This is a genomic window from Neisseria lisongii (assembly GCF_028463985.1).
GTDB classification, from domain to species: domain Bacteria; phylum Pseudomonadota; class Gammaproteobacteria; order Burkholderiales; family Neisseriaceae; genus Neisseria; species Neisseria lisongii.
Genome location: NZ_CP116766.1, coordinates 323,292 through 343,800, shown reverse-complemented (window position 1 = coordinate 343,800; position 20,509 = coordinate 323,292). Strand labels below are relative to the sequence as shown.

Here is a 20,509-nt window from a genome sequence, read left to right as displayed (position 1 = left end):
GCGGTCTGAATGGGGTTGTTTGAGGAGTTGTCTTGATAAATACAAGTAAAACCAGTATGCTTGGGCATGAATTTTCTGGAAAGGAGCGGTATGTATAATTTGTTTAAACGCCCCATAGAAAATGCCAGCTTGGAAGCTTGGGCAAAATTAGCAGATGATGTTGCTAAGGTAGCAATTTTGGCAATTCCAGTGGTACTATATGGCACAGACCCTTTTCCGTTAAAATTCTTTAATTCTCTGCTATTATTAACAGGGATTTACACTTGTTTGTTAGGCGGCCGCCTGTTCAGACAGACTTTACAGCGAAAGGATCGAAAATGACATTCGGCTTAATTGTTTTTGCATTAATCGGCGGATTTATCGCCTATATGGCAAATAAAATCCATAATGAAAACTGATTTCCCGTCCGCAAGATATTTTTCTTGCGGATTTTTCATTATCAAGCCGTCTGAAAACCGCCCCTTTACCCGATTTTCAGACGGCCTTGCGGAAAATATCCGCCGTTAAGGGCATTTCCGCCGAGAATCCGCTATAATGGCACAAACTTTATCTTTTATAAGGACAACAATCGCATGAAGCATTTTTATCCCCACCCGATTATTGCCAGAGAAGGTTGGCCGATTATCGGCATTGCATTTTTATTGAGCGTGCTGCTGAGTTTCTGCTGCGGCTGGCTGGCGCTGCCGTTTTGGCTGTTTACCGTGTTTGCCTTACAGTTTTTCCGCGATCCGTCCCGCCCGATTCCGCAAGACCCAGAAGCCGTGTTGAGTCCGGTGGACGGACGGGTGGTGGTGGTCGAGCGTGCGACCGACCCTTACCGCCATACCGAAGCGCTGAAAATCAGCATTTTTATGAACGTGTTTAACGTCCATTCGCAAAAAGCACCGGCGGATTGTACCGTTGAAGCGGTGGAATACAACAAAGGCAAGTTTTTAAATGCCGATTTGGACAAAGCCAGCGTGGAAAACGAGCGCAACGCCGTATTGGCGACCACGGCTTCCGGCCGCAAAATCACCTTTGTCCAAGTGGCCGGCTTGGTGGCCCGCCGAATTTTGTGTTACACCACACCCGGTAGCCGTTTGAGCCGCGGCGAGCGTTACGGCTTTATCCGCTTCGGTTCGAGAGTCGATGTTTACCTGCCGGTTGATGCGCAGGCGAAAGTGGTGATTGGCGACAAAGTTACCGGCGTAAGCACGGTGTTGGCACATCTGCCGCTGACCGCACCTGAAGCTGCCGCACCGCAAACCGAAGCTGCTGCCGAAACCGCTTCCCGCCCGAATACCGAAGTGGCACAGGCGGAAATCGAAGCCGCTGCCGAGAAAGTGCGCCATGCTGTGGCGCAGGAATTTAAAGACTGACGGCATTTGCTTGTCCGCACGATTGTGAATGGGTGGCTGAACCGGTTTCACTCATTCACGACATAGTGAAATCAGCCCAAAACCATACAAGTCGGCAAGGCAAAGCCAACGCCGTCGTGCTTTGTGTGATTTCACGATAAAACGTATTTTCAGACGGCATGGCCTGAACATGCCGTCTGAAATCATATCCGACAGAGGCATTCCCTTGAGCAGAAAAAACCTATTTTCAGTCGATAAATCCTTGGAAAAACCCGAACGGGTGATGTTGGTCGGCGTGATGTTGGACGCTGATTATGCCGGTAGCAACGAGCGCCGTCAGGCCGATTTTCAGACGGCCTTGGCGGAAGCGGCCGAGCTGGTCAAAGCCGCCGGCGGCGATTTGGTGCAGGTCGAAACATCTAAGCGGGATCGGGCGCAGACGGCGTATTTTGTCGGTAACGGCAAAGCGGAAGAACTGGCGGCGGCGGTCAAGCAGCACAATATCGAGCTGGCGGTGTTTAACCACGAACTCACGCCGACGCAGGAACGCAATCTGGAAAAAGCGCTGCAATGCCGTGTTTTGGATCGGGTCGGGCTGATTTTGGCGATTTTTGCCAAACGGGCGCAGTCGCAGGAAGGCAAGCTGCAGGTAGAACTGGCGCAGCTTTCGCATTTGAGCGGGCGGCTGGTTCGGGGCTACGGGCATTTGCAGAGCCAAAAAGGCGGCATCGGCATGAAGGGGCCGGGTGAAACGCAGTTGGAAACCGACCGCCGCCTGATTGCCCAAAAAATCGCCGCCTTAAAAAAACAGCTTCAGGAAGTGAAAAAACAGCGTGCCACCCGCCGCAAATCCCGTCAGCAAGGCCGTCTGAAAACCTTTGCCATCGTCGGCTACACCAATGCCGGAAAGTCCAGCCTGTTCAACCGCTTAACCAAAGCAGACGTGTTGGCGCAAGACCAACTGTTCGCCACGCTCGATACCACCGCACGGCGGCTGTTTCTCAGCCATGAAGCCAGCGTGATTTTGAGCGACACTGTGGGCTTTGTGCGGGATTTGCCGCACAAATTGGTATCGGCATTTTCAGCCACGCTGGAAGAAACGGCACTGGCCGATGTGCTGCTGCACGTCGTCGATGCGTCCAATCCCGAATGCGAACGGCAAATAGACGATGTGAACGAAGTATTGCGGGAAATCGGGGCGGAACACATTCCGCAGCTTTTGGTGTATAACAAAATCGATTTGCTGCCGCCAGACAAACGGCAAGCGGGTATTGTCCGCAACGCAGGCGGCAAAGCGGCGGCGGTGTATGTTTCGGTTGCAAAAGCCGCAGGCCTGCCCGAATTGCGGGAAGCGATGACGGAATATGCGCTGATTGAAAACGGTCAGGCCGTCTGAAAATCGATCCGCCGTGTGCAAACGGAAAATCATGATAATTTTCAGACGGCCTGCTGCCGGTGTCAGCGGCGTTTTTTGAACAGTTTCCGATACACCGCCCACGCCGCCAAAATCAGATACAGCAGGGAAGAAAACACGCCGATGACGGCAAAAAGGGGCATCAGTCGGTCAAACATTTCGCTATCCGTTGATGATGGGTTTGCCGAAGTATGCAGGCGAAACGGCTGCGGGTCAATGATGTATATCAAACCGGATTTCAGTGTTTTGCCGGATAATCGGGAAGATTATCTTGTATTGTGCATTCGCCATCAATCAGAAATAAATTGAAGCCGCCCTGCGTTTGTGTAAAATACTGAACATCTGCGTGCGCTGCGTGCGCCGCCTTTTTCCGATAACGGTTGATCCATGATGAAAAAAAACTGCTTTCACTGCGGCCTTGATGTGCCGGAAAGTATCCACCTGCCTGTAACTTTTGAAGGGCGGGAACACGAAACCTGTTGCGCCGGCTGTCAGGCGGTGGCGCAGAGCATTATCGATGCCGGTTTGGGCAATTACTACAAACAGCGTACCGCCGAAGCCGAACAGGCCGCCCTGCCGCCTCAGGATATTTTGGATCAGCTCAAACTCTACGATCTGCCCGAAATGCAGGCGGGATTTGTGGAACACGGTGCCGGAGACGAGCGTGAAATCGTATTGATGCTCAGCGGCATTACCTGCGCCGCCTGCGTGTGGCTGATTGAACAGCAGTTGCTGCGGCTCGAAGGCGTGGTGCGGGTGGATTTGAATTACAGCACCCATCGGGCAAGAGTGGTGTGGGACAACAGCCGCATCGCCCTGTCGGATATTCTGCTGCGGATTCAGTCCAGCGGCTATTCCGCTTCGCCGTATGATGCCCAAAAAATGGAAGTGCAGACGCAGAAAGAACGCAAACAGTTTATCGTGCGGCTGGCGGTGGCGGGCATGGGCATGATGCAGACCATGATGTTTGCCATTCCGACCTATCTTTACGGCAACGACATCGAGCCGATGTATTTGCAGGTTTTGCACTGGAGCGGCCTGCTGATGGTGCTGCCGGTGGTGTTTTACAGCGCCCAGCCGTTTTATCAGGGCGCATGGCGGGATTTGAAAAACCGCCGTGTCAGCATGGATACGCCGATTGCATTGGCGGTGGTGATGATGTTTGTCGCCGGTTTGTACAGCGTGGCGACCAATGCCGGAGAAGGCATGTATTTTGAATCCATTGCCATGCTGATGTTTTTCCTGCTCGGCGGCCGTTTTATGGAACAGATTGCCCGCCGCAAAGCAGGCGACGCTGCCGAACGGCTGGTCAAACTTGTTCCCGCATTCTGCCACAAACTCGGCCGCTATCCCGAAAGCCAAGAGAGCGAAGAAGCCGTGGTGGCCAAGCTCTCGGTCGGCGATGTGATTTTGGTGAAACCGGGCGAAGTGATTCCGGTGGACGGCACGGTTTTATCCGGCGAAAGCGAAGTCAATGAAGCCATGCTCACCGGCGAAAGTTTGCCCGTCGCCAAACGCACCAACGACAAAATCACCGCCGGTACGCTCAACGCTTCCGGTCCGCTGATTGTCCGCACTGATTCCGTGGGCGGCAACACCCGCCTGTCGCACATCGTCAAACTGCTCGACCGTGCTTTGGCACAAAAACCCCGCATTGCCGAGTTGGCCGAAAAATACGCTTCGACCTTTGTGTTCACCGAATTGCTGCTGGCTGTGCCGGTATTTATCGGCTGGACTTTCTACGCCGATGCCCAAACCGCCTTATGGATTACCGTTGCCCTGTTGGTGATTACCTGCCCGTGCGCCCTGTCGCTGGCCACACCGACTGCACTCGCCGCTTCCACCGGCGCATTGGCGGGCGAAGGCGTATTGATCAGCGGTAGCCAAAGTCTGGAAACACTGGCGCAAATCGATGATGTCGTCTTCGACAAAACTGGCACCCTCACCCGAGGCGAACTCACCGTCAGCCGCATTGTCGCCCTAGGCCGTCTGAAAACCGGCATCGGCCTGCAGATTGCCCAAGCCCTCGAACAACAATCGGAACATCCGATTGCCAAAGCCATTCTGCGCCACACGCCCGAAAACAGCAGCGAAGCCGCCGAAATCCAAATCGCCCGCCAAATCAACCGTGTCGGACACGGTGTCAGCGCCCACCTCACCATTAACGGCGAAAGCCAAATCTGGGCATTGGGACGAGCCGGATTTGTCGCCGAAATCGCCGGTGCATTGCCGCCCTGTGCCGCCATCGAACACAACGGAAGCATGGTCTTTCTCGGCAACCAAAGCGGTTTTCAGACGGCCTTTTTGCTCGAAGACGAAATCAAAAACGGCGCCGAACACATGATTTCCGCCCTCAAAGCACAAGGCATCCGCCTGCACCTGTTGAGCGGCGACCGCCAAGCCGCCGTTGCCGCCGTCGCCGCCGCCTTAAACCTAGATGCCCACCAAGCCGAAGCTGCCCCCGAAGACAAACTCGCCTACGTTGCCGCACTGCAGCGCACCGGCCGCAAAGTATTGATGGTCGGCGACGGCATCAACGATGCCCCCGTTTTGGTGCAGGCGGACGTATCCGTTGCCGTTGCCGAAGGTGCCGATGTTGCCCGGGACGGTGCCGATGTCGTCTTACTCAACGACGACTTACGGGTCTTGCCAATGATGATAGAGCGTGCCAAAAAAACACGGCGGATTATCCAGCAAAACCTCAGCTGGGCCAGCGCCTACAACATCATCGCCGTCCCCCTCGCCGTATTCGGCTACGTCCAACCCTGGATCGCCGCCCTCGGCATGAGCGCCAGCTCACTGGTCGTCGTCGCCAACGCCCTGCGCCTGCTAAAACGCAAAACATAATCATGAGCGGCTCACAAAAACCGTTACCAAACAGATTTGCGCAGGCTTTTTATCACAATGCCGTCTGAAAATCCGATTTTCAGACGGCATTGCGGTTTTAGGATATGGTGGATTACTATAGTTAATCCACCGAATTTCCAGCACATTCCAAACACAATTCATCCGCTCTTTCTAACAATCCATTTGCCAAACCGCATCAGAATGCTTATAATCCCGATTTCCCAATCGGAATGTAGCGCAGCCTGGTAGCGCACCTGCATGGGGTGCAGGGGGTCGGAGGTTCGAATCCTCTCATTCCGACCAAATATAAAAAAAGCAGCCTGATGTATTTTCGGGCTGCTTTTTCTATAATCAGTAACGGTAGGAGATATGTCCAAATTCGGACTGTATCGTGAATTCACTTTAAAAGTATTACAGCGTTGGCTCGCCTTGCCGTACTACCTGTACTGTCTTCGGCTCACCGCCTTGTACTACTTTTAAAGTGAATCCACTATAGTAAATCAACCAAAAAATATGACACCGCAACAAACCATCTTTCCGCTAGCCCCTTCCCACCGGCGGGAAAGGGCAGTGAACTTGTTGCCTACCAATCCTATTCTGATTGTTATCAGCTTACCGATGTATACAGAAAATTCGGTGTTTTAATTATAGGTAATACGGGACAAGTTTTATTCGGATTATGGTTTAATCCGGTTACACGACCACTCTCTTTTAACTAAGCGAAACCAATGCCGTATCACTTTGGGGCCATTTCACTATATATGTAGATTTTTCATTTAATTTCACTATATCATTACGCCATTCGCCCACAGGAGATGATTTATGCACAACCAAGCCGTTATCCGCCATATTGTCGGCTGGCTGAAAGACTATACCGGGAAAGCCCGGGCCAAAGGTTTTATTGTCGGCGTATCCGGCGGCATCGATTCCGCCGTGGTATCCGCCCTCGCCGCTCGCACCGGATTACCGGTATTGCTACTGGAAATGCCGATCCGCCAACAACCCGACCAAGTCAGCCGGGCGCAGGCACATATTGCCGATTTGCAGCAGCGGTTCACCAATGTATCGGGTATGAGTGTGGATTTGACCCCGACTTTCGACACTTTTGCCGCCGGTGTCGAAGTGGACGAACACGCCTTCCCCAACAAACAGCTTGCCCTCGCCAACGCCCGCTCCCGCCTGCGTATGCTGACGCTTTATTATTACGGCCAGCTCCACGGCCTGTTGGTTACGGGAACAGGCAACAAAATCGAAGATTTCGGAGTCGGCTTTTTCACCAAATACGGCGACGGCGGCGTGGACATCAGCCCGATTGCCGACTTAACCAAAACCCAAGTTTATGAATTGGCAAAAGAATTAGAGATTATCGAATCGATACAGCAAGCCGCACCGACCGATGGTTTGTGGGACACCGAACGCACCGATGAAGAACAGATGGGCGCCAGCTATCCCGAGCTGGAATGGGCCATGAGCGTATACGAGACCCATCAGCCCGAAGACTTCAGCGGCAGAGAGCGTGAAGTATTGGAAATCTACACCCGCCTGCACCGTGCCATGCAGCATAAAATCCAACCGATTCCGGTGTGTAAAATTCCTGAAACATTGTTGGGTTAGAAACAGAATAAAGGCCGTCTGAAAATGCGATCATTCATTTTCAGATGGCCTTTGCTTATTGATTTCATCAATACAGGAAGATGAAGCAGCAATATCGTTCGACTGTTTGGCCATACCCTTAGTAAATCCGTCCGAAATCCGCTAAAATACGCTCTTTCCTAATCATTATCCGGTTTGCCCATGAATATCCTGCAAGTTGAAAACGCCTCTTTTGCCGTCGGCCATGTCGCTCTGTTGGACAAAGCCGCTTTCCAGCTCGACAGTGGCGAAAAAATCGGTTTGATCGGCCGCAACGGTGCCGGTAAGTCTTCGTTTCTGAAAATTCTGGCAGGCGTGCAGAAGTTGGATGACGGGCAGATTATTATTCAAAACAATCTGAAAATCGTTTATGTGCCGCAGGAAAGTTTTTTTTCAGACGGCATGACAGTATTTGATACCGTTGCCGAAGGTTTGGGCGAAATCCGTAATCTGCTGCGCCGCTATCATCAGGTCAGCCATGCTCTGGAAAATGGTAGTGATGAAACATTGTTAAAAGAATTGAACGAATTGCAGCTTGAAATCGAGGCGCAGGAGGGTTGGAAACTTGATGCAGCTGTCAAGCAGACCATCAGCGAACTGGGTTTACCCGAAGATGAAAAAATCGGCAACCTCTCCGGCGGCCAGAAAAAACGTGTTGCTCTGGCGCAGGCTTGGGTGCAGAAACCCGATGTGTTGCTGCTGGACGAACCGACCAACCATTTGGACATCGATGCCATCATCTGGCTGGAAAACCTGCTCAAAGCCTTTGAAGGCAGCTTGGTGGTGATTACCCATGACCGCCGCTTTCTCGACAATACCGCTACCCGCATTGTCGAATTGGACAGGGGCGTATTGCGCTCCTACCCCGGCTCGTTTTCCAAATACAGCGAGAAAAAAGAGCAGGAATTGGCGGTCGAAACCGAACACAACCGACTGTTTGACAAATTCCACGCCCAAGAAGAAGCGTGGATACGCAAAGGCATTGAAGCCCGCCGCACCCGCAATGAAGGGCGGGTACGCCGTTTGGAAGAATTGCGCCGCCAGCGTGCCGAACGCCGCAACGTGCAAGGCCAAGTCAATTTTAAACTCGACAGCGGCGAAAAAAGCGGCAAAATCATCGCCGAATTAGAACATGCCTCATTCGGATACGGCGACAAAACCATTATGGATAAATTCTCCGCCATTATCCAACGCGGCGACAAAATCGGCTTAATCGGCCCCAACGGCATCGGCAAAACCACGTTTCTCAAGCTGATTTTGGGCGAGCTACAGCCGACTTACGGGCGAATCCGCATCGGCAGCAAACAGGAAGTTGCCTATTTCGACCAATTCCGCAGCGCACTTAACGAAAACGACACTGTGTTTTACACCCTCGGCCAAGGCAATGACTTTGTCGAAATCGGCGGCAAGAAAAAACATGTGATGAGCTATCTGGAAGACTTTCTGTTCCACCCCGCCCGTGCGCAAAGCCCGGTTTCCTCGCTCTCCGGTGGCGAACGCAACCGCCTGTTGTTGGCCAAGCTGTTTACCAAACCCGCCAATATTCTGGTTTTGGACGAACCGACCAACGATTTGGACATCGACACGCAGGAATTGCTGGAAGAGCTGCTGCGGGACTATCAAGGCACAGTTTTCCTCGTTTCCCATGACCGTATGTTCCTCGACAACGTAATTACCCAAAGCATTGTTTTTGAAGGAAACGGCCGACTGAAAGAATACATCGGCGGTTATCAGGACTACATCGATGCCAAAGAGCGGGAAAGCAAAATTCAGACGGCCTCAGCCCCGAAACCGAACACCGTCGAGAGCGTCAAAGAAAAACCCAAAGCCAACCGAACCGTCAAACTTTCCTATAAAGAGCAACGGGAACTCGATGCCCTACCCGATGAAATCGCCGCTTTGGAAGCCGAGCAGAACAGCATTAACCAACAGCTTTCCGATCCCGAAATTTTCAAAGACTACGCCAAAGCCGGAGTACTCAACAGCCGTGCCGAAGAAATCGAAACGGCATTATTGGAAAAACTCGAACGTTGGGAACTGCTCGAAGCCAAACAAAATTCATCAGCCTGATGAGGATTTTCAGACGGCTTCAAGCCGTCTGAAAATCGGTATGATGTTTTGTATAGAGAACTAACCTCAAAGCACTACAGTGTTGTCTTCGCCCGATTCGATTTCAAGAGGACGATTTTGTAACCGAATTACCCATACTATCTGCGGTTTATTCTCTTGTATTACTTTGGGGATATTTCTCTATAATTTTACCGGATGGCAAATACCGTACTCCCGCAGTATCAATAGAAAAACAGGTTTGTTCCACAACGGACAAACCTGTTTTTTCTATGCCGCCGCCAGTGTCAGCAGTTCGGCGGCATGGCTGCGGGTGGTATCGGTAATGGTTTCGCCGCCGAGCATACGGGCGATTTCTTCGATCCGGTCGCTGCCGTCCAAAATGTTAATTTCGCTGACAGTCTGCTCGCCTTCGCTGTGTTTTTGCACTTTCCAGTGATGTTCACCGCAGGAAGCGACTTGCGGCAAATGGGTTACGGCCAACACTTGATGGCGGCGTCCCAAAGTACGCAGGGCTTTGCCGACCATTTCGGCCACACCGCCGCCGATACCGGTATCGACTTCGTCAAAAATTAGGGTCGGTACTTTGGTATATTGGCTGGTTACCACCTGCAATGCCAAACTGATACGGGCCAATTCGCCGCCGGAAGCTACTTTGTTGAGTGGACGGATTTGGCTGCCTTTATTGGCGGCAACTTGGAATTGAACCTGCTCCAAGCCGTGTGCGGTCGGTGAAGACGGCAACAGGGCAATTTCAAATTGCGCACCTTTCATCGCCAGATACTGCATATAATAAGTGGTTTCCTGCCCCAAACGGGTGGCTGCCTGATGGCGCATGGCGGATAGAACATGAGCCGCTTCGTTGTATTCGTCCATTGCATTTTCTACCGCTGCTTCCAGCGCCGCCAAATCGCCCGCCGCCTGCAAACCGGCCAGCTGTTCGGAAACTTCTTCTACTTTGTGATATAGCTCTTCCGGCTCGATGTGGTATTTTCTTGCCATAGACATCAATTCACCCATGCGGCGCTCCTGCTCTGCCAGTTGTACCGGATCAAGATCGGTTCGTCCGGCAACATGGCGCATATTGGCACTGATTTCAACCAATTCCGCTTCAATGCTGGCAAGCATTTCCAGACTTTCGGCAAATCTCGGTTCGATTTCCTGCAAGCTGCCGAGCTTTTTTTGGCACTGATATACTTGACGGCGCAAGCCGTGATCGCCGTCTATCATTTCATCGACTTCTTGGGCATTGGTCAGCAATTCGGCGGCATGTGCCAAGCTGTCGTAACTTTGGCTGAGGGTTTCCCACTCATCTGGTTTGACTTCCAACTGGCTCAATTCCTGAAACTGCCATTCCAAGCGTTCCCGTTCCAAAGTCATCTGTTCGGATTGGGTTTGCGCTTCCTGCAGCATTTTCTTGGCATGAACCCAGTTTTGATAATGGCGTTTTACCGTTTCCGCCTGTTCCAAGCTACCGGCAAAGGCATCGAGCAACTGTCGCTGTGCAGCTTCCTGATTCAGCGAATGATGGGCATTTTGCCCGTGAATATCAATTAATTGGCTGCCAATTGCTTTCAACTGCGACAACGTAACCGCCTGATTATTGATATAGCTGCGGCTTTTCCCTTTAATATCAATAATTCGGCGGACACTCAGCTCTTCCCCTCCCGCCTCCAGCAAGCCCTGTTCGCAAAGCTGCTCTTGCAGAAGCGGCAACTTGCCGATGTCGAATAATGCGGATAAATGCGCTTCCGCCGCACCGTTGCGGATTTGGCCGTAATCTGCCTTATCGCCCAACAGCAAACCCAAGGCATCTAGGGTAATGGATTTGCCTGCACCGGTTTCGCCGGTCAAGACGGTAAATCCGTTTTGAAAATCCAGATGCAGGTTTTCAACAATCACAAAATCACGCAGAGAAAGTGCCAAAAGCATCGTTACACCTTTAAATTAACTGAGTTTCAAACCAATCACTTTATATATCCTGAATTATAGCTAATATTTTCTATATTTCAAGAAAAATTTTAAGATTTTTCTTATATTGGTTTATTTAATCTTAGTTAGAATTTCAGAATATAGATTTTTTTGACTTGCTCATACGTATTTTCAGACGGCCTTATCCTTATTTACTGGCAACAAAAACCGCTTGTCTGAACAGATTCAGACAAGCGGTTAGTAAGCAGATTAAGAGCAGAATTTATTCTGCTGTTTTTTCCTCACGAGCCGGTGCTTCCAGCAGGGCTTTGATGGACAGGCGGACACGGCCTCGGTCGTCCACTTCCAGCGCTTTCACATCAACGGTTTGGCCGACTTGCAGGTAATCGCTGACGTTTTTCACACGCTCGTGGGCGATTTGGCTGATGTGTACCAAGCCGTCTTTGCCCGGCATCACGGATACGATGGCACCGACATTATTGTCCAAGATTTTCACCACTGTGCCGCTGTACACTTTGCCGACTTCCACTTCTGCGGTAATCTGTTCGATGCGGGCTTTGGCGGCATCACCGGCTTCTTGGGTGGTGGCGGCGATGGTAATCGTACCGTCTTCGGCGATGTTAATTTCGGTTGAAGTTTCAGCGGTAATCGCACGAATGGTTTCGCCACCTTTACCGATAACATCACGGATTTTGTCCGGATTGATTTTCATGGTGAACAGGCGTGGAGCGTGTGCCGACAGCTCTTGCGGGCCGGCAACGGCTTCTTTCATCTGCGCCAGAATATGCAGGCGGGCTTCTTTGGCTTGCGCCAGCGCAATCTGCATGATTTCTTTGGTAATACCTTGGATTTTGATGTCCATTTGCAGAGCGGTTACGCCTTCGGTCGTACCCGCTACTTTAAAGTCCATATCGCCCAAATGGTCTTCGTCGCCCAGAATATCGGTCAGCACGGCGAATTTGTTGTTGTCCAAAATCAGACCCATGGCGATACCAGCAACGTGGGCTTTCAGCGGCACACCGGCGGACAGCAGGCTCAAACAGCCGCCGCAAACTGAAGCCATGGAAGACGAACCGTTGGATTCGGTGATTTCGGATACCACACGCATGGTGTAGCTGAAATCTTCCGGCGCAGGCAACACCGCCAGTAATGCACGTTTTGCCAAACGGCCATGGCCGATTTCACGGCGTTTCGGTGCGCCCATACGGCCAACTTCGCCGGTAGAATACGGCGGGAAGTTGTAATGCAGCATAAAGCGGTCGGTGTATTCGCCGCTCAAGGCATCGATGATTTGTTCATCACGGGACGTACCCAAAGTAGCCACCGCCAAGGCTTGGGTTTCGCCGCGGGTAAACAATGCCGAGCCGTGAGTACGGGGCAATACGCCGGTTTGGATGTTCAGCGGGCGTACGGTGCGGGTGTCTCGGCCGTCGATACGGGGTTGGCCGTCCAAAATCTGACCGCGTACCACATCGGCTTCCAGATGTTTGAAAATGCCTTTGATTTCGTTGGCCGCCAAAGTGTCGGTTTCTTCAGTAATCAAGGCTTCTTTTACAGCCGACCATGCTTCGTCCAATTTGGCGGAACGGGCTTGTTTGGAACGGATTTTGAAGGCTTCTTTAATGGTTTCACCGGCGATTTCACGCACTTTGGCAACCAGTTCTTCATTGGTTTCCGGTGCTTTCCAATCCCAAACTTCAGGGTTCACTGCATCGGCAAATTCGTTAATCGCCTGAATGGCGGCCTGCATTTGGTCGTGACCGTACACCACTGCGCCGAGCATGATTTCTTCAGACAAGATGTCAGCTTCGGATTCCACCATCAACACGGCTTTTTCAGTACCCGCTACCACCAAGTCCAAACGGGATTTGGCCAGTTGGGCTTTGGTCGGGTTCAACACGTATTGGTCGTTGACATAGCCAACACGGGCGGCACCGATCGGGCCGGCAAACGGTACGCCGCTCAACACCAGCGCAGCGGAAGCACCCAGCATAGCAGGAATATCGGAATCGATTTCAGGATCAACCGATACCACCATGGCAACGATTTGAATGTCGTGATAAAAACCTTCGGGGAACAGCGGACGAATCGGACGGTCAATCAAGCGGCTGGTGAGGATTTCTTTTTCGCTCTGTTTGCCTTCGCGTTTGAAGAAACCGCCGGGGATTTTGCCCGCAGCGTAGGTGCGTTCCAGATAATCCACGGTCAGCGGGAAAAAGTCTTGGCCTTCTTTCACGTCTTTGTTGGTGGTTACGGCAACCAGTACCACGGTATCGCCCATGGACACTTTAACGGCGGCGGCCGCCTGACGGGCGATTTCGCCGGTTTCCAAGGTTACGGTTTGGTCGCCGTATTGGAAGGTTTTAATGTGTTTTTCAAACATATTTGCTTTCTCCGCCGCTGCCGCTAAAACACTAATCATGAATACTGCGAAGCAATACGCATGAGTAGGGTTTCAGACAGACAGCGGCAATAAAGTTAATCAAATTATTTTCAGACGGCTTCGCCGCCCAAACGAGCGGAATTATGCCATAAAATAATCGGTTTGTGTGATTGGGAATACGCCGGTTCATACAGCAAGGCCGTCTGAAAATCAAAATTTTGCACTTGCAGACAAGATTTCATTTTTCAGACGGCCTCTGCGGGCATTATGCCTGCGTCAGCAAATTCAACGCTTCCCGATATTTGGCAACGGTTTTGTCAATGACTTCCTGAGGCACTTTCGGTGCAGGGGCTTGTTTGTTCCAACCGCTCTGCTCCAGCCAGTCCCGCACAAACTGTTTGTCGAACGACGGCGGATTGCTGCCGACCTGATATTGGTCAGCCGGCCAGAAACGGCTCGAATCGGGAGTCAGCACCTCATCCATCAGCGTCAGCGTGCCGTTTTCGTCCAGACCGAATTCAAATTTAGTATCGCAGATGATAATCCCTCTCGAACGGGCGTATTCTGCGGCTTCGGTATAAAGCTGCACGGCTTTGGCACGCACCTGCGCCGCCAACTCTTTACCGATAATCTGCTCGCATTGTTCATAACTGATGTTTTCATCATGATCGCCGACTTCCGCCTTGGTCGAAGGCGTGAAAATCACTTCCGGCAACTGCTGCGCTTCCTGCATACCTTCCGGCAAACGAATGCCGCATACCGCACCGGTTTTCTGATAATCTTTCCAGCCGCTGCCCGCCAGATAACCCCGCACAATCGCTTCAACTTTAACCGGCGTGAGTTTTTTCGCTACAACGGCACGCTTTTCTAATACTTTGGCTTCGTTTTCCGGCAAAACATCGTTCACGGTATCGCCGGTAAAATGGTTCGGCATAATATGCGCCAGTTTTTGAAACCAGAAATTGGAAATCTGCGTCAGAATTTCGCCTTTGCCCGGAATCGGGTCGTCCAAAATCACATCAAATGCCGACAAACGGTCGGAAGCCACCATCAACATGCGTTTATCGTCGATTTCATACAGATCGCGCACCTTGCCGGAATAAATTTTTTTCAAACTGATTTCAGACATAGCAAACCCTTTGGAAATATGGAAAATGAAGACTTCAACAATAACGGAAATCCGTATTCTAACCGAAATTGGCGCAACGAAACAGATATAGTATAGTGGGTTCAATTCAAAAGAGGACAAGGCGGCGAGCCGCAGACAGTACAGGTAGTACGGGACAGGTTTTGTCCGGATTGTTGTTTCATCCGGTTACAAAAACCGTTCTCTTTGAGCCGGACGAGCCAACGCCGTAGTCTTTTGAAGTGAACCCACCATAAATTGACGATAAAACCGCCACCATCATTTTCAGACGGCCTTGCCGACAAAAAATTTGCCGCCAACCCGATTTCTGCGCCGCAATTTGCACTATAATAAAGTCCGAAATATTGCAAAACGGGCAAAAACCGATGTTCACGGCGGATTTTTTGTCAGCAAGGCCGTCTGAAAACGATGCCGCCCGTTACGCCCCGATTTAAGGAGACGCCACATGAGAATTTTACTGACCGGTTCAAAAGGCCAACTTGCCCGCTGTTTTCGCGACCGCCTGCCTGAAGACTGGGAACTGATTGCCACCGATTCCGCCTCGCTCGACATTACCGACAGCAAAGCCGTCCGCCAAATGGTGCATAGCTTTCAGCCCGATGCAATCGTCAATGCCGCCGCCTTTACCGCCGTCGATAAAGCCGAGAGCGAAAAAGAAAGCGCCTTTGCCACCAACGCCGCCGCCGTCGCCCACTTAGCGCAGGCCGCCCGAGAAGCGCAGGCACGCTTTATCCATATTTCCACCGATTATGTGTTCGACGGCAACGGCAAAAGCCCCTACCGAGAAAGCGACCCGACCAACCCGGAAAATGTGTACGGCAAAAGCAAACTTGCCGGCGAACTGCTCGCCCTCGCCGCCTATGCCGACAGCCTGATTATCCGTACCTCATGGGTATTCAGCGAATACGGCCACAACTTCGTCAAAACCATGCTCAAACTCGGTGGCGAACAGGAAAGCCTCAGCATTGTGAACGACCAAATCGGCAACCCGACCTACGCCGGCGACCTCGCCGATGCCATCGTCCGCCTGTTAAAAGAAACCACCCCGCCGCGCGGCATCTACCATTTCTGCGGCAACCGCCCGGTCAGCTGGTACGAATTTGCCCAAGCCGTTTTTCAGACGGCCTCGCAACTCAGCGGCACACCGGTTCCGCAACTTTCCGCCGTCAGCAGCGAACAATACCCCACCCCGGCCGCACGCCCGGCATACAGCGTATTGGACTGCCACAAAATCCAAAACGAATTCGGCATCGCCCCGTCTGACTGGCAAAAAGCCTTAAACGATATGCTGCGCAAGGCTTGATCAGATATAGCATTATAAAATTAAGAAAAATAAAGGGAAGCAACAAGTTGCCTCCCTTTATTTTTATATAGTGAATTTAAGGACAAGGCGGCAAACTGCAGACAGTACGGTAGTACGGGACAGGTTTTGTCCGAATTGTTGTTTAATCCGGTTACAAAACCGTTCTCTTTGAGCCGGGCGAGCCGCCGCTGTAATACTTTTAAAGTAAATTCACGATAACAATGCAAATGAGTTAATTATCCCCCTGTTTCATCTGCTTTTTAAAATAAACCCATCATTAGTTTACGCAAATTAATGACGCATGTATTTGAAAATTGTATGAATCATTAAGCAAATCCATCACATATTCACTAACGAACCTATATTTTTCGGTTTCCAACAATTTAAGACAAAAAAATGCGCATATCGGGAAGGATATGCGCCAAGTCTACAAAGGAGAAATAGAGGAGAAAAATCAAGCTGCGTAAAGCAACTCAACGAGGCGTATTTTGCCTTTATCCTGCGGCTTCGTCAAGTGGCTGTGGCAAAAAATTATCTGACATACGTCAAAAAATAACTTTTTCTGCTAAATTTCGGCATATTTCCGGTTAATTTGTTTTCATTATCTTCTCTGTTTTTCGTTTTGGAACTATTTTTAGGTAGAATAATCTGAAATATTTTCTTTTTTGGTGATTTTCAGGCTATCGTTGCTTAAAAATAATCAATGGAAAAAAATCGGTATTCAGCGTTTGATGGTTTACCGCCTTAATCCAAACGCTGTTGCAGGCTGTTGGCGGCTTCTTTGCGCTCTTGGCGGCTGGATTCGGGCGATTGGGTGTTGAGTGATGACCATTTGCTGTGTTGGCGGGCTTTTTTTAATTCGGGCGGTAGTTTGTCGGGGGTAAATGGTGGGGTGGCGCTGTTGAGGGTAATTTCGGATTGGGCGGCATGGCCTCGGGTTTGCAGAGCGTTGAGTAAATCTAAGGCTCTGGCGGCCAGCAGGGTGAGGGCTTCAGGGTCGATATACAGGGTTTGTCTGCCGGCGAGTTTGTCGGAAATGTCCTGCATATTGGGCAATACGCTGCCGATTAGGCCGCCTAAGGCGGTACCTAGGCCGAGCGAACCGCCGAGTGTTGCGATGTCAATGCCGAAACCAAGCAGTGCGCCGGTGGCGGCACCTGTGCCGGTTCGGATGCCGTATTGTTTTAATAAATCGCTGTCGAATGGGTTTGGGTAGAAGGCTTTGAGTATCCAGTCGCCGCCGACCGAGCCGTTGTGATAGAAGCGGTAGAGGCGGAAGAGTTGCTGCTGCATTTGCCGCTCAAGCTGCCGCACTTGTTCCTGCATGGTGTGCAGCGTCGGCTGGGGGTTGTCGTCTTCACCGATTTCCTGTTTGTAGGCGGCGACGTTGAGCAGGAAGTCGGCGATTTCATAACGTGCCTGATGGTTCAAACCGGCCCATTCCTGCTGCCGCATGGAGGTGAGCCGCTCTAATACGGTTTGGTTGGGCAACATGATGCCGAGGTTGCGCCATAATTTTAATTCGCCTTCAAAATCAAAGGCGACGGTGTCGAAGCTGCTGCTGACGTGCAGCGTGCGGCGGGCCAGCATTTCTGTCCATGCGGCGGTATCCTGCCCTGCGGTAAAGTTGAACACGGGCATCAAGGGCTTGGCGCACCATGATAATACGGTTAATTCGTCACGGTATTTGTTCAACACCGGCTCTCTGGCATCCACGACATACAGCGCCATATCGCTTTGCAGCAACTGGCGCAAAACTTTGGCCTCTTGGCTGAATTCGGTTTGCGCTGCGGGCGAGGCCAAAAACTGCTGAATACGTTCGACACCGTCGGCCCGATTGTCGGTATGTTCTTCCAACCATGCGGCAACGCCGCCGGCATCTTCCAAACCGGGCGTATCATACAGGTAAACCAAGGTTTCGAGGCCGTCTGAAATGGCGGCCTGTTCGACATGGCGAGTGGTGGCGGCGGCATTTTTGACTTCGCCGAAACCGCTGTCGCGCAACAGGGTGCGCAACAAAGAGGTTTTGCCGGTATTGGTGTGGCCGACAACGGCCAATGATAAGGGGGTATGTTTCATGATAAAACCTGTTTGCGTTTTCAGACGGCCTGCCGCAGCTTTTGGCTGATTTCGGGAGGATTGAGCCATGAAAGCTGCAATCCGTTGAGCGCCTGCTGCCATGTTTCCAAACGTTGGCGGACATCGGCGGCGGTGTCGCTGCTGCGTTCCGTCCATAAAAGCTGCACCACTGCCCCGCCCTGTGCTGCCTGCGCCAACTGGGCAATTTGCCGCAATACGCCGCGATCGGGTACGGTGTTGGCTCGCACGCCGATCAGCAGCTGCACCGGCTGTTTTTGCAAATCCGCCGCCAGCGCCGCCACTTTTTCACGGCTGTCGGCGGTGTCTTGAAGCTGCCATTCCTGCCCTAAAATATGGCGGAACCAATGTGGGTCGTCCCATGCGGTTTCCAACATCACCGCCCATTTTTCCGCCTGACTGATTTGAATCTGCGGCGCTGCGCTCGGCAAATGTTCCTGATAATCATCGCTGTCCACCACTTGTCGCTGCCATTGTTGCAGAATATGGCGGTAATAACTTTGTTCCAAAGGCAAGCGGGCGGGCGAGAGCTTCGCCAGCAAACGGCACACTGCCCATGCCGCTGCCCGTGGCAAGATACCGTATGCCGCAATGCTGCCCAGCAGCAGCCCTGCCCACGCCCGTGCATTCGCCGCATGGCCTGCTGAACGGCTGCCCAACACGGTTTGCGCATCGGGAACAGGCAATCCTAAATGCTGCGGCAACCACGACAACGCCGCCACCAACCGTACCGACAGCGTATCGGTCAGCAGCGTACTTTCCCAGTTAAACGTATATTGGCGTACCAACAGCAGCAGCAATACCGCCGACAGCATCCCCGTCAGCGCCGACAGCCACAAAGCGTGCGACAACGCACCCAGCCGCCAGCGCAGCGAGGGCTGCCGCATTTCGTCGCCATACAGACGGATCAACGCCTGCTCGACCGCACTGCTGCCCTGCCCCCACGTCGGCAACAACGGTAAGGCCGGCATTTTGATGCGGCATACGGCAAACACCAACCACAGCAGCAACATCAGCGTATTCGTCCCCAAAATGCCGCCCAACAGCAAAAAGAAATTCAGACCGGCGCTGTCCATCAGCAGATAAGTTGCCGAAAAACCACTGCAAAACAGCAACAACGCCGCTGCCGCTTTCAGCCAAAACGACACCGCCTGCGCCCGCAGCAATGCCGCCGCTACCGCACCGTCCCGATCAATCATCTGCGCACGGCGGATCAGCTTCTGCCCCGCATCATCTGCCACATGGTGCAACGCCTGCGTAACCGCTTCGGGATCGGCCGGAAACACATGGCCGCTTTCCTCCAATATCCGCACGGTTTCGGTTAATTTTCTTGAAAAATCCGGCATAATCCCCTCTTTAGGCCGTCTGAAAACGGCTCTGATTTTAACATATATAGTGAATTTACTTTAAAAGTAGGACAAGGCGGCGAGTCGGAGATAGTACAGATAGTACGGGACAGGTTTTGTCCAGATTGTTGTTTAATCCGGTTACAAAAACCGTTCTCTTTGAGCCGGACGAGCCAACGCAGTAATACTTTTAAAGTGGATTCACGATAGTGAAGTAACTGAATTTTTAGCGAACTTTAAATTCAACCTACCGCTCAACTCCCGTTTTTAGACGGCCTTTGATGGCGGCAAAACAAAACCGATTGCTTCTGGCAATCGGTTTGTGGTTACGCTGTGATCAATCAGGCCAAGGTTTGCTGCAAGTCGTCTAAAACCGCCTGCAGTTTGGCTTTGACTTCTTGTGCATCGGCTGCCGGTTCGCCCTGTTCGTCCAAAGCGGCTTGGTTGAACGGATCGACAAACGGTGCAAATGTGTCTTTCAGTTGCAGCAGTTTGACCACGTCCAAACGGGTATAACGCTCGCCGCCGTAACCGACGGCAACACCGTGTTCCTGCTGCCAGCGGGCAAACTGCGTGGGACTGATTTGCAGCAGTTCGCACATTTCGCCCAAGGTGAAATAACGTTTTGCCGGAATCGAAAGATTAGCGTTGTTTGTCATAATAATGCTCCACCATGCCTTTGAGTTTTTGGCTGGCATGGAAGGTAACGACACGGCGGGCGGAAATCGGCACTTCTTCGCCGGTTTTCGGGTTGCGGCCGGGGCGTTGCGGTTTGTCGCGTAATTGGAAATTGCCGAAGCCGGAAATTTTGATTTCTTCGCCGCGCGCCAAGGTTGCACGGATTTCTTCAAAAAAGAGTTCGACAATTTCTTTGGCATCGTTTTTGGTTACATTGCTTACTTTGTCCACCAAAATATCGGCCAACTCAGCTTTAGTCAGTGTCATATTATTACCTTCGTTTTTAATTAGGTGCAGATTATCACTAATTTTTTCTTAGAAATCAA

Annotated in this window: 15 protein-coding genes and 1 tRNA gene; 8 read left to right on the top strand and 8 right to left on the bottom strand. The window is 51.7% G+C overall.

Features of this window, described 5'->3' with window-relative positions:
- The first annotated feature begins 90 nt into the window (after positions 1-90).
- The 7 genes from PJU73_RS01540 (at position 91) to PJU73_RS01510 (ending at position 9,300) form a co-directional block, all read left to right on the top strand.
- Positions 91-321, top strand: coding sequence for a hypothetical protein (locus PJU73_RS01540; protein WP_237091344.1), 231 nt, complete (start codon positions 91-93; stop codon positions 319-321).
- Positions 322-572: 251 nt separating this feature from the next.
- Positions 573-1,358: a phosphatidylserine decarboxylase gene (locus PJU73_RS01535; RefSeq protein ID WP_237091345.1), complete on the top strand. Its 786-nt coding sequence runs from the start codon at positions 573-575 to the stop codon at positions 1,356-1,358.
- Between the two features lie 205 nt (positions 1,359-1,563).
- Positions 1,564-2,733, top strand: a complete 1,170-nt coding sequence (hflX, locus tag PJU73_RS01530) for a GTPase HflX (protein ID WP_237091387.1) — start codon at positions 1,564-1,566, stop codon at positions 2,731-2,733.
- A 408-nt stretch (positions 2,734-3,141) separates the two neighbouring features.
- On the top strand, positions 3,142-5,598 hold the full coding sequence (locus PJU73_RS01525) for a heavy metal translocating P-type ATPase (RefSeq protein WP_237091388.1): 2,457 nt from the start codon (positions 3,142-3,144) through the stop codon (positions 5,596-5,598).
- A gap of 226 nt (positions 5,599-5,824) precedes the next feature.
- A tRNA-Pro gene (locus tag PJU73_RS01520) sits at positions 5,825-5,901 on the top strand.
- Between the two features lie 519 nt (positions 5,902-6,420).
- Complete coding sequence (gene nadE / locus PJU73_RS01515) at positions 6,421-7,212, top strand: NAD(+) synthase (RefSeq protein ID WP_237091346.1); 792 nt, start codon at positions 6,421-6,423, stop codon at positions 7,210-7,212.
- A 180-nt stretch (positions 7,213-7,392) separates the two neighbouring features.
- Positions 7,393-9,300, top strand: coding sequence for an ATP-binding cassette domain-containing protein (locus PJU73_RS01510; RefSeq protein WP_237091347.1), 1,908 nt, complete (start codon positions 7,393-7,395; stop codon positions 9,298-9,300).
- Positions 9,301-9,567: 267 nt separating this feature from the next.
- Here the strand turns inward: PJU73_RS01510 and recN are convergent, their stop codons facing one another.
- The 4 genes from recN to PJU73_RS01490 all read right to left on the bottom strand — a co-directional run bounded on the left by recN (position 9,568) and on the right by PJU73_RS01490 (position 14,741).
- Entirely contained in the window at positions 9,568-11,229 is a 1,662-nt protein-coding gene (recN, locus tag PJU73_RS01505; protein WP_237091348.1) for a DNA repair protein RecN, read from the bottom strand.
- Positions 11,230-11,491: 262 nt separating this feature from the next.
- Positions 11,492-13,612: a polyribonucleotide nucleotidyltransferase gene (gene pnp / locus PJU73_RS01500; protein WP_237091389.1), complete on the bottom strand. Its 2,121-nt coding sequence runs from the start codon at positions 13,610-13,612 to the stop codon at positions 11,492-11,494.
- Positions 13,613-13,722: 110 nt separating this feature from the next.
- The gene (locus PJU73_RS01495) at positions 13,723-13,854 is read right to left on the bottom strand and encodes a hypothetical protein (RefSeq protein WP_272607490.1); all 132 of its coding nucleotides are present in this window, start codon (positions 13,852-13,854) and stop codon (positions 13,723-13,725) included.
- A 23-nt stretch (positions 13,855-13,877) separates the two neighbouring features.
- Entirely contained in the window at positions 13,878-14,741 is an 864-nt protein-coding gene (locus PJU73_RS01490; protein WP_237091349.1) for a phosphoribosylaminoimidazolesuccinocarboxamide synthase, read from the bottom strand.
- A 463-nt stretch (positions 14,742-15,204) separates the two neighbouring features.
- On the opposite strand from PJU73_RS01490, the gene rfbD reads away from it, so the two are divergent.
- The gene (rfbD, locus tag PJU73_RS01485) at positions 15,205-16,062 is read left to right on the top strand and encodes a dTDP-4-dehydrorhamnose reductase (RefSeq protein WP_237091350.1); all 858 of its coding nucleotides are present in this window, start codon (positions 15,205-15,207) and stop codon (positions 16,060-16,062) included.
- A 744-nt stretch (positions 16,063-16,806) separates the two neighbouring features.
- Here the strand turns inward: rfbD and PJU73_RS01480 are convergent.
- The 4 genes from PJU73_RS01480 to PJU73_RS01465 form a co-directional block, all read right to left on the bottom strand.
- Complete coding sequence (locus PJU73_RS01480; RefSeq protein ID WP_237091351.1) at positions 16,807-18,141, bottom strand: DUF3482 domain-containing protein; 1,335 nt, start codon at positions 18,139-18,141, stop codon at positions 16,807-16,809.
- A gap of 20 nt (positions 18,142-18,161) precedes the next feature.
- Positions 18,162-19,505: a DUF2868 domain-containing protein gene (locus PJU73_RS01475; protein WP_237091352.1), complete on the bottom strand. Its 1,344-nt coding sequence runs from the start codon at positions 19,503-19,505 to the stop codon at positions 18,162-18,164.
- A gap of 341 nt (positions 19,506-19,846) precedes the next feature.
- Positions 19,847-20,164, bottom strand: coding sequence for a helix-turn-helix domain-containing protein (locus PJU73_RS01470; RefSeq protein ID WP_237091353.1), 318 nt, complete (start codon positions 20,162-20,164; stop codon positions 19,847-19,849).
- Positions 20,148-20,450 (bottom strand): integration host factor subunit alpha, encoded by a 303-nt coding sequence (locus tag PJU73_RS01465; RefSeq protein WP_237091354.1) that lies wholly within the window; start codon positions 20,448-20,450, stop codon positions 20,148-20,150. Before PJU73_RS01465 ends, PJU73_RS01470 begins: the two co-directional genes overlap by 17 nt.
- Positions 20,451-20,509 lie beyond the last annotated feature (59 nt).

Coding starts and splice junctions, on each gene's coding strand:
- PJU73_RS01540 (WP_237091344.1), top strand. CDS start 91: ATGTATAATTTGTTTAAACGCCCCATAGAAAATGCCAGCTTGGAAGCT.
- PJU73_RS01535 (WP_237091345.1), top strand. CDS start 573: ATGAAGCATTTTTATCCCCACCCGATTATTGCCAGAGAAGGTTGGCCG.
- PJU73_RS01525 (WP_237091388.1), top strand. CDS start 3,142: ATGAAAAAAAACTGCTTTCACTGCGGCCTTGATGTGCCGGAAAGTATC.
- nadE (WP_237091346.1), top strand. CDS start 6,421: ATGCACAACCAAGCCGTTATCCGCCATATTGTCGGCTGGCTGAAAGAC.
- PJU73_RS01510 (WP_237091347.1), top strand. CDS start 7,393: ATGAATATCCTGCAAGTTGAAAACGCCTCTTTTGCCGTCGGCCATGTC.
- recN (WP_237091348.1), bottom strand. CDS start 11,229: ATGCTTTTGGCACTTTCTCTGCGTGATTTTGTGATTGTTGAAAACCTG.
- pnp (WP_237091389.1), bottom strand. CDS start 13,612: ATGTTTGAAAAACACATTAAAACCTTCCAATACGGCGACCAAACCGTA.
- PJU73_RS01495 (WP_272607490.1), bottom strand. CDS start 13,854: ATGAAATCTTGTCTGCAAGTGCAAAATTTTGATTTTCAGACGGCCTTG.
- PJU73_RS01490 (WP_237091349.1), bottom strand. CDS start 14,741: ATGTCTGAAATCAGTTTGAAAAAAATTTATTCCGGCAAGGTGCGCGAT.
- rfbD (WP_237091350.1), top strand. CDS start 15,205: ATGAGAATTTTACTGACCGGTTCAAAAGGCCAACTTGCCCGCTGTTTT.
- PJU73_RS01480 (WP_237091351.1), bottom strand. CDS start 18,141: ATGAAACATACCCCCTTATCATTGGCCGTTGTCGGCCACACCAATACC.
- PJU73_RS01475 (WP_237091352.1), bottom strand. CDS start 19,505: ATGCCGGATTTTTCAAGAAAATTAACCGAAACCGTGCGGATATTGGAG.
- PJU73_RS01470 (WP_237091353.1), bottom strand. CDS start 20,164: ATGACAAACAACGCTAATCTTTCGATTCCGGCAAAACGTTATTTCACC.
- PJU73_RS01465 (WP_237091354.1), bottom strand. CDS start 20,450: ATGACACTGACTAAAGCTGAGTTGGCCGATATTTTGGTGGACAAAGTA.